Here is a 9,863-nt window from a genome sequence, read left to right as displayed (position 1 = left end):
GTCAGCAGCATCATACATTCTTATTGAAGCAGGTAGAGTAGATATTCTAGCAGGTCTTGGATTACTTGTAGTAACAGCATTTATTTTAAAAGTAGGTATTGATAAAGTAACTTCATAAAAAAGACTACAAAAAAGTAGTCTTTAAAATCTTATTTTAAACATCGATCTTTAAACCAAGTGTGAATCTTGTACATTTCTTCTGATTTTTTTTCGTCTACAACATATTTAACAGTAAAATTATTTTTATCATCTAAAGTCTTCTTTTTTTCAAAATAACTTTTATAAACACCTTTTCCATTGATGTATTCTTTTCTATTAGATTGACTCATTTCTAACTCATAATCTGCATCAGAAACTCTAGTTAATTTAAATTGAATACCCGTTCTTGTACCTTTTTTACTACCTTTTTTTCTTTCTGATTTGTTATAAAAAGTATATACATCATCTTTTTCAGTTAAATCGAAGATCCTAATCTCTTTACCGCCTATAAAAGCAGTAAAAGTAACATCAGGACTGAAATATAAACTTTCAAATTTAGGTTTGTTTCCCCCCTCGTATTTTAAATAAGTGCCGTTAATTTGGTTATCCCCAAAATCGTCATGATATTTGTTGTATTTGTTTATGCAGTCATCTCTATATTTACTTAAATCTAAATCACTAACATTAGCGAGAGCTATGTTAGTTACAAATAGAGATACTGTTAAAGCTATTATTTTTTTCATATTACTTTCCTTTTTATTTTTGTGTTGCCGTTTTTGCTAATTTTTTAATTTTATCTGTTTTACCCGTTATTTTGTCTGAATCTGTTTTTAACCATTCTTCTAAAAAGTTATGTGTTTCAAAAAACATTTTAAAGAATGTGATTGCTGAAAGTATGATTAGAAATATGATTGCAGTTAAATTCATTAATAACGCTGCCTTGCTTACATTGTCCATAATCCCAATAAATTCAATGACATTTATACCTATTGCGGCAATGCCAGAACTCGCTAACATTGCACATAACAGCGAAGCAGGGATTATCATTATTGCGAAACTAACATTTATCATTTCATCAAATAAAGTATCAACTTCTGTATTTACAAACACTGTAAATACAATTTTAAAAACGAGAACGATAACAGCGATTAGAATTAATTTGAGATAGATTACGACTATGTATGCAATAACTATATTGCTTGAAATTTCAGGATAAAAAGAAAGAGCGATTGAAACAGATCCGAACGTGTTCAACAGAGGAAAAATACCTGTGTTTTTAGATTCAGATTGTGATTGCCCGACTGTAGCAACAATTTTTGCCCCACTTCCTAGCGTAAACAAAGAGATTCTGTTTTTATCAACAGCTCTAAAAGTATTTACATCTACTTTAAAACCTTTTTTATTTTTTGCATCACTATAAGAACCAAGCATTGTTTTTGTATCAGTTAACCACGCAAAATCAATAAAAGTATCAGACAATAATGAATTATTAATTTCAAAGAATAATTTAGAGTTTGAAGCTAAGTATGAATAGAAGTCAGCAGTATTATGAATTTTTCTAGAGTTCGTATTTTGAGTAGTTATTGAACCACTATTTAAATTTTTATTAGAAGGTTTTATAAAATAGATATCATTTAGTTCAGAATCAATTTTTGAAGAATAAGCTCCGCTATCGTAATTTACTGACATAAATTGTTTTATCTGATCAGATGCATTAAGCATCAAATTATCATTATTGCTATTTGATTTTTTATCTTTTTCGATTTTTTCTTTAACGAATCTAACAGTTTCTCTTGATAAATCAGATTGAAATTGAGTAACTGCTTGACGAAGTTTCGATTCATAAACAGAAAGTAAAACATCAGTAGAACTTTCACTAAAAGAGCCGTTTGAATAATTTCGACAAAAACCTTCAAATCTTTCTTTATCAATTTTCAGCGATTGTTTACATATAATATCTCTGTACTCGTTAGCAAGCTCAGTAAGCTTGATAGAGTGTTTATTAATAATATCTTCTACACTTTTATTTTTAGATCTAGAATTAACTTTTCCGCAATTTACACTTACTGAATCATTTTTGTTTGAGCAATAATTAATAGCAAAAGCCAATGGCAGCATATTTGCTCTAGCTGCTAAAGATTGAGGAAATACTTTAGTATATGTGTCTTCTATACAATCTAAATCTGGATCATTAGTAATTAAATCTGAATCTCTTTCGTTATATTTTGATATGATTTCTTGTTTATATTGCATTGAACAGAATTGAGATAAGTAGATAGAATTAGATATTTCAGAAACTTTGTTCGTAAATTTAGAATTACTCTCTTGAATAGCAATATTGTTTATAGACTCAGATTGAGAGTTGATTCTATTAGTCGTATCTAAAACAGTAAACATTGTTACATTTAGATAGTCTAAGGATTTTTCTAATGCATAATCTGCATCTTCACTGTTACTTACAATAAGGGTTAAAAAACTTACAACAGCAATTTTCATTGATTTTTGTGTTAAGAAGTCTTTAAATTTATGATTCGAGGATTTGTAATCCATCGCTTTATGAAATCCAAAAATTACAAAACAAGTAATCAAAAGACCAATTATCGTCTTACTGCTTGAAATAAATGATCTTGCAGCATCTGGAATGCTCACAGCAATACTATTATTTTTCTGCTGTTGAACCGTACCTTTTTCATTTAACTCATATATACAGTCTTTAGTTTCTTTAGTAGTTAAATCTAAATCTTTATAGTCTGTTACTACACAATCACCAATTTTCAAATCTTCCGCTGGTGCATTTGCATAAGCATAAAAGCTGAAAGTGATAAATATAAGTGTGAGTAATTTCTTCATAATAATTCCTTTGATATAACTACAGAATTATCATAATTTTCGTATAACTCAACACAGAGGATTTTAGACATAAAAAAAAGACTGAATCATCAGTCTTTTAATTATTTTAAGATACGAAATTTTACTCTATATTTTCGTCCTTTTTACCATTTCTAGGGTTGTTTCTATTCACATCATCAAGTAGATCAGATAAGTCTTTCTTCTCCTTATCTGATCTTACTTTATAAGATGTTCCTTGCTTCCATCTAGGAGCTTTTAAATCGCCCTTAGAGTCTTTAGAATACTTAGTATCAGCTTTGATTGTTGTATCTGGTTCATTACTAACTTTAGTATTTACAGATTTATTCACGTTAAATGATTTAGTTGGGATTGGATTAGAAGACTCTTTTAAACTTTCTTCTTTTTTATATTTTGCAGCTTTCTTAGCTTTTTTAGTAACATTACTTACTTTGTTCTTAGCCGTTGTTGAGACTTCCATTGCTTTCATTCCAACTGCTGTAACTAACGCTGTATCTAAAACATTACTACTTTGAGAAGAGCTAGATTGAATATTAAAGATGTCTTTACCTTTACTGTATAAATGCGGAATTATTTTAAAAGTAAGTACATAAGTAGCAACAATGAAAATAAGTGCTTGTAGTATCCAAGAAAATAACGCTGAACCTGCATCACTAGGAATTGTTACAAGACCCATATCATACAAAAAGCCTCCAATTACTGGGCTTAAGTAAAAGAAGAACCAGATATAAACTAAAACGAGCGGTGCGACTGTTGCGTAAGCAATAGCTTTAAGAATCTTGTCTGAATTTCTAAAATCATTCAGTTGTTCAAATGCTTCAATGCTTTCTTCTGTTGTTCCATCTTTGAACGAACTAAGATATTTAAATACGTTAACTGACATTTCGTAAGATCTTACTAAACAGTATAGAGTTATGTTGACTAATAAAAATAACAGAACATAAAATGGACTCACTGCATCAATCAACACAGGTGTTAACGTAGTAGCAAAACTTGCTGTAGTACCTACCATACCAAAATCTATTGCTGGTGATACGAATATCTCATTAAAGCCATCTATAAGATTAACTGCACCACACACGAACGCACCGCCAGCACCTTTCAAAACAGTACCAAAAACTGCACTTGCGCCACCATCCGAAATGTTACCGCTTGCACAACCTGCTTCACCTAGGTCAATCAGCCCCTTGTATGCAATCATTGTCGTTGTAAACAGAAACGATTTATCAAGTGATACTTGGTTTAATTGTGCTAAAGGAGTGAAACAAGAGCCGTCTTTTCTTGTGATCTGACAATTCAAAGTTAATATTGATGCTAAATTACCTTTAGCCTCTGTTACTTGTCTATTTTTTTCAGTAATATTATTTGAATCGAGAATATCGAAATACCATTTTAAATCGTAATAAGGTAAACCTTTACTCAGGGCTTTTTTAGCTTGTTTTTCTGCGGTTAGTAAATGAACATTTTCATAATGTTTTCCGAAGTTATAATACAGGCTTGGAACTTCAGTGTTGTAAGATTGATGTTTTTGAACTCTATAAGAATCGTTAGCAACAGAAAAAGCTTTAAGTATTTTTTGTTTTTCATTAACTAACATGGAATGAGCATCAACAGAACTTGAAATTGTTGTGTCTAACGAATTTAGAGTATCAACAATCAAATCATAATTCATTTGCTGGTTTGATAAGATTAGATTCATTCCTGCTGTGTCCATTGCTTTTAACCAAGTAATGATAGCTAACGTTCTGTTTTCAATTTCTTCTTCAATATCAAAACGATCCTCTGGGTTAGCGCCTTCGGTTAAAATACCATTTTCATATTTATAGCAATGAAGAGGTGATACTTCAGCAAAGTAAAGAGAGTTTTTAGCTAAAGAGTTTTTACCTTGGCTATTAAATTGTTCTGCAAAATTTTTACGTTTTAAAAACTGTTCTTCTTGTCCGTCTGTATTTATACAATCAAGTTCAAGAGCTAGAAGAGAAGTTTTACGAATGTATTGAGATAGGTAAAAATAACCATTTTTATAAACATCAGATGAAAACTCACTTTCATCAAATTCTCTTCCGTAGATTCGAGCATATTTATATTGTTGTAATTTAGAAGTGTCCTTAGCTATATAGTCGATTCTGCTAATGCCCTCTATTTCTTCATAAGCAAAATTGTCACCCATATTACTTTCAATAAGTTTTACTAAACCTTTAAATGCAGAAGTTGTTTTTGTATCAATTTCAACATTACTTTCTTTAGATTGCTTCACTGCTAATTCAGCAAAATGTAATTCGTTAATTATTGATTCAGTATATTGAGAAGCTGTGTTTGTTATTTTTTCATTTTCTTCACCGACTGCTCCAGCAGCTTTATTAAACATTGCGCTAAAACCTTGCGTGAAATTAAGTTCTTGTCCTAAATCTGCATCCAAAGAATCTCCTAGCCAGTTTTTAGTGATTTCAGGAATTCTTGAAAAAACAGTAACAGTCTTAGATACACCATCGAAATTTTCAATACAATTGTAATTATTAGTATCACCACCTGATCGAAGTTTTGCTTCTGTCGTGATTCTGTTAAAACTAAAGTTTGCAATACTTAAGCTTGATTCACTCGATACGTCTGCGTAAGAAGACATCTTCATACACTCACTCTCATAATCATTATAAGAAGCAATACTAGGTTTGTTGTCATTACTCTTATCACCAAAAACTGTTGCATCGATCTTAACGCCAGATATGCGGCTATGAGTCATTTCATTTAAGCTTGTTGCTGTATCAATCATAACTGCGTAGATCATCGAATCAGCAAGGTGAGCATTTGAATCGTGAAACGTTTGTGAAAGTTCAGAGAAGTCAAAATTGATAAACTCTTTTAAGTCTTCAATGGGTGCGCCCTTATGAGTCATAAAGTTCCAAGAAGCCGTTGTTTCAATTGTTATATACAGAAGAATGAAAGGTAGGTTTACAATCCCAGAAGATGTTAAGACTTCTCTTACTGTACTAGTCGCACCATCAGAAACTTTTCCTGATTTTCCTGCTGCAAGTAAGTTTGTCATTATGTATCCAATTGATGCAAAACCATAAATCATAGCTAACACTAAAAAGTAATATGAAAAAATATTTTCATCATCAGCATGTTCAATCGTTCTATCTGTATCATTCCCTAACTCATCTAAGCGTGTACGCTGATTTCTATAATCATCTTTAGTTGCATAGAATGAGTTAGTTGAAAGTCTTTCGTCTTGGGGTTTTAAAAACTTAGAACAAGCTTCTAAATCCATATTGTTTTTTAAATCCGCATCAGCCCAATTTCCATATTTCGCTCCAAATTGTTTAGCTGGATAACAATTTTTAATTTCTCCTGAATCATCAGAAGCGAAAGTTGTGAATGAAAAAATCAATAACAATCCGCTTAATAAATATTTCATTTTAATCTCCTTATTTTTAAATCTTCCTTATGTATCTAATAGAGCACATAAAAAACTTCTTTCAATGTTCAAGCACTACCCAGAAAAAAAATGCTTTTAGTTAAAGTAAAAGGAGTGAGAATAATTCTTAAATTACACGAAATAAAAAAGAGTGATTTAATAAGTAATCAAAAGATAAAGATAAATAATTGAAGAACCAAAGATTTTAATAACATTGCAAGACTAAGGCTCTGCGATATAAAAAAACATTACTAATGCGTTCCGCATTCTTATATTTGTTTTTATATCCCTTTCACCTGAATAAATTAATATTAAATTAAAGCTTCTCACTTCGTTCTTGGCTTTTCTTTCATATTAGATTTACTCCCGCTGGTCGTTTTTTAGTTCGATTTCTGATTTTATTTTTACTGCTTTCTAAGATTGATTCCTGATTTTTTTGAAGCAAGAAATGATGTTTTAGTATTAAAGTATTTTCACTAAACAACCCAAAAAATAGATTTTTAGATTGTTCTTTATGATGCCTTTAAAACTCAAAGTGAATTGCTGTGATCTTGATTTAACGTAAAAAAGTGATTTGATAAAAATATTCATTCAATAAATTAAAGGAGCTAAATTATGAATAACAAATTACCAAGCAAAGCGAAGATCGAAAAAGGATTTAATACTAAAAATAAAAAATCTATAGCGGTACTAAATAATCAAACACTATTAGAAATGAAAGCTAGGTTTTCAGCCCAGATAAGCACATTAGAACAATCGAGTGTTAAAACTAAAAAAGCAGTTTTTGAAGATATAGAAATAGTGATGGAGAAGCGTTATAACGCCTTTTTTAAAATACTGAACATATTTAAACAACAAAATACGGAACATTTTTCAGAAACGTTTTTCCATCAATTCTATGATGAATGTACAAACAGAATTTCACTTGAAATCATCGAAATTGAAAACAAAAATAAGAACCTCAATGCACCGATAAACGATTTAAAAAGAGACAGTCTTGAAGCTTTATCTACAAAACTAAACACTAAAGAAAGCTTTCTTTTGTTGTCAGCAACACACGGTAAAAGAAGAAGTACATCAGACATTTATTCGATTATAAATTTCATTGAAAATCTTGATAAAAAGACTAAATCTATAAACGTAAATCCAGAGCAAGATTAAGGAGTATCTTATGAATGCTGAATTAGAAAACTCTAAACAACTATGCTTCGGGTACTTCGCAGGAGATAACTTTGAAAGCTTATTAGTTAGTCTTCAAAAAGAACTTTTCAACGGTAAAAGACAAAGGCTATTTAACAAAATATTTAGTGAATCTATTGTTGAAGTTTTTAGTTCTGAATTACAGAATGTATCAAATCAATACAAGCTGTTTCAGCCTAATAAGAGTCAGATTGAATTAACTAACTCATACTTTGATAGCCTTAAGGTTGTTAATAAAACCCCTTCAAAACTCGATGTAGACTCTTTAAATGATGTTGATGAAATGATTGAGGCAAGTGAAAGTCTTAATACTATTGATACACAGTTCTTACCACTTTATTTAAAGCTACTAGATGAATTACTAATTACATTCGACTTTGAATGTAGTTCACCAGAAATCACAACCCAAGACAAAAATAGCCCATTTATAAAAGCACTATCAAAACGTATTGATAAGGCTCTAAAAAAAGATGAAAGACCTGGGGCGAATCGTAAATCTCGTAATGCTAGATATTCTGAAAAAGTAAAATTAGAAGTGATTAAATATAAAGAATCATTAGAGACAATAAACTTAAATTCATTACTGCTTAAACTCACAGATACTAAAAGCAAGATTAATTCTGATTCTAAACTAAGTTATGAAATTAAAGAAAAAGCTAAACGTGAATTAGAGAGTTGTATTGAAAGTATTTCATCAGTTTCATTTCGTAAAAAAACAAACTTAAACTTTATTGTTGATAAGCTCAAAAACATACAAATAAGAAATTATGGTTATAGTGATGAACGTAAGGAATTGATACAAGAATTTATATCGAATATGTCAGAATTAAACAATTCTGTAAAAAAGTGTAATAGCGTAAAAAGTGATGATAAAAAATCTGCAAAAGATAAAGCAATTGCAATAATTTCTTTGAAGAAACAAGTTAAGGAAACTGCATTAAAACAGTATTCTTTGATAGATTTAATGAAAGCATTATAATATTTATGCTGTTTTCATTTGACTTATCTTTCTGCAATGCTTCAATACTTATAGTGTTAAGTTAAATGTTTGACTTATCACCTTTCTGTTAAGTTAAAAAAATAATCGTCTTGGCTTTCGATTATTTTTTTTCGTCTTGAATAATTGTTTATTGATTCACTAGCATTAATTTCAATTTGAAATAAAGTAACTTTCTTATGTGGTTAGGTAACCGAATAGATCGCTTTCAATTTATCTGATGACGTTGATGTCAATTTTTCTGAGGAAATTCCTGCATTAATCAATTTATCGTGCGTCTCTGATACAGCATCTATCCCTTCATCTAAATCTTGATAGTTATAGTTACTCCATTTAGCATCGGGATAAGCATTTAAAATACACTTAAAGTATGGAATATCAATGTCATTGATTGAGTGACCGATTACAACTATATCTGTCACATTCCCATATCCTTCTATTTGCTCTTTGTGGCGTTCTAGGATATCGGCTACTGGTTTATGAAACACACCAGATACTGAAGATAGATCTCTTTGAGATTCTTCAAACCAAGGTTCATCTGTCCCCTGAAAACTTTTTGATGAGGTTTTATTATGACCAAAAACTATATTTTCCTTTACCTTACCATGTATATGTAAGATGTTTTTTTCAGATATACCATATACATCTTGCAATGTGGTTGTGTAGTTAAAGTTGATGAATTTAAATGATTCTGGAAGAGCGAGTAACTTTGTTGCTACATTCACATCAATCGATCTAACCCATTCTTTAAAAGCATTGGTTATGTCATCTACTAACTCATCTTTTTTAATCGTTATTTCATCTTGAAAGCCATAGAGGAGACTAGGCTGATCAGCTAACTCTTCTAAAGAAGGTTGCAATGCAGCATTATCATGAAAACTGTCTTGATTGAAGGAACCAAGGGATTCTTCAAAGTTAGCCCATTCTGCGTCTCTATTCTCAAAATCATCAAAATAATGAGTATGTTCTTCTAGATAAGAGGAATATTGACTATAAAAATTCCAATAGCTAGTAGGTAAGCTATGCCATATGTCGAATCCATTTCCTAGAATAACTAGAGTTGTCATTTAATTTACCTTCTAATGCGATAAGGGGGAATACGGCTTTTCATTTGTTAAATATTAATACTATTCTTAAGCTCATAATATTGGTTTTAGCATTGACTAATACACTTCACCAACATATGAAAGGCGAGGAATAGTTCGTATTTCAAACGTCAGGAATAATACATTACAGAAATGGTCTGTACCATCAAAAATAGTTTGCTATTTAGAATGTGAACTACTGGCATAAAAGATATTTTTCAGTAACAAAGTTGATGAGATTACCTACCTACTAGATTCAATCCTCGTTCTGATTTCTTTTCTTTATAACCCAAAACGAATGAAATTCTGTGTAATATCG

General features: G+C 30.3%; 6 protein-coding genes. 2 read left to right on the top strand and 4 right to left on the bottom strand.

The features are described 5' to 3' along the window. Nucleotides 1-149 precede the first annotated feature (149 nt). From BT797_RS20740 to BT797_RS20730, 3 genes are all read right to left on the bottom strand, one after another. Entirely contained in the window at nt 150-722 is a 573-nt protein-coding gene (locus tag BT797_RS20740) for a hypothetical protein (protein ID WP_075473346.1), read from the bottom strand. Nucleotides 723-735: 13 nt separating this feature from the next. After that, the gene (locus BT797_RS20735) at nt 736-2,829 is read right to left on the bottom strand and encodes a hypothetical protein (protein WP_075473345.1); all 2,094 of its coding nucleotides are present in this window, start codon (nt 2,827-2,829) and stop codon (nt 736-738) included. 121 nt (nt 2,830-2,950) lie between these two features. Next, complete coding sequence (locus BT797_RS20730) at nt 2,951-6,262, bottom strand: hypothetical protein (protein WP_075473344.1); 3,312 nt, start codon at nt 6,260-6,262, stop codon at nt 2,951-2,953. 615 nt (nt 6,263-6,877) lie between these two features. On the opposite strand from BT797_RS20730, the gene BT797_RS20725 reads away from it, so the two are divergent. Then, nucleotides 6,878-7,423: a hypothetical protein gene (locus BT797_RS20725; protein WP_075473343.1), complete on the top strand. Its 546-nt coding sequence runs from the start codon at nt 6,878-6,880 to the stop codon at nt 7,421-7,423. Nucleotides 7,424-7,433: 10 nt separating this feature from the next. Continuing rightward, nucleotides 7,434-8,441 carry a hypothetical protein gene (locus BT797_RS20720; RefSeq protein WP_075473342.1) on the top strand — a complete coding sequence of 336 codons (1,008 nt, stop codon included), beginning with the start codon at nt 7,434-7,436 and terminating at the stop codon, nt 8,439-8,441. Nucleotides 8,442-8,644: 203 nt separating this feature from the next. Here BT797_RS20720 and BT797_RS20715 read toward each other — a convergent pair whose 3' ends face one another. Beyond that, nucleotides 8,645-9,526, bottom strand: a complete 882-nt coding sequence (locus tag BT797_RS20715) for a bacteriophage abortive infection AbiH family protein (RefSeq protein ID WP_075473341.1) — start codon at nt 9,524-9,526, stop codon at nt 8,645-8,647. Between the last annotated feature and the right edge of the window lie 337 nt (nt 9,527-9,863).

This window comes from Moritella viscosa (assembly GCF_900120065.1).
Lineage (GTDB): Bacteria > Pseudomonadota > Gammaproteobacteria > Enterobacterales > Moritellaceae > Moritella > Moritella viscosa.
This window is presented reverse-complemented; position numbering and strand designations above follow the sequence as displayed.

Coding starts and splice junctions, on each gene's coding strand:
- BT797_RS20720 (WP_075473342.1), top strand. CDS start 7,434: ATGAATGCTGAATTAGAAAACTCTAAACAACTATGCTTCGGGTACTTC.
- BT797_RS20735 (WP_075473345.1), bottom strand. CDS start 2,829: ATGAAGAAATTACTCACACTTATATTTATCACTTTCAGCTTTTATGCT.
- BT797_RS20715 (WP_075473341.1), bottom strand. CDS start 9,526: ATGACAACTCTAGTTATTCTAGGAAATGGATTCGACATATGGCATAGC.
- BT797_RS20740 (WP_075473346.1), bottom strand. CDS start 722: ATGAAAAAAATAATAGCTTTAACAGTATCTCTATTTGTAACTAACATA.
- BT797_RS20730 (WP_075473344.1), bottom strand. CDS start 6,262: ATGAAATATTTATTAAGCGGATTGTTATTGATTTTTTCATTCACAACT.
- BT797_RS20725 (WP_075473343.1), top strand. CDS start 6,878: ATGAATAACAAATTACCAAGCAAAGCGAAGATCGAAAAAGGATTTAAT.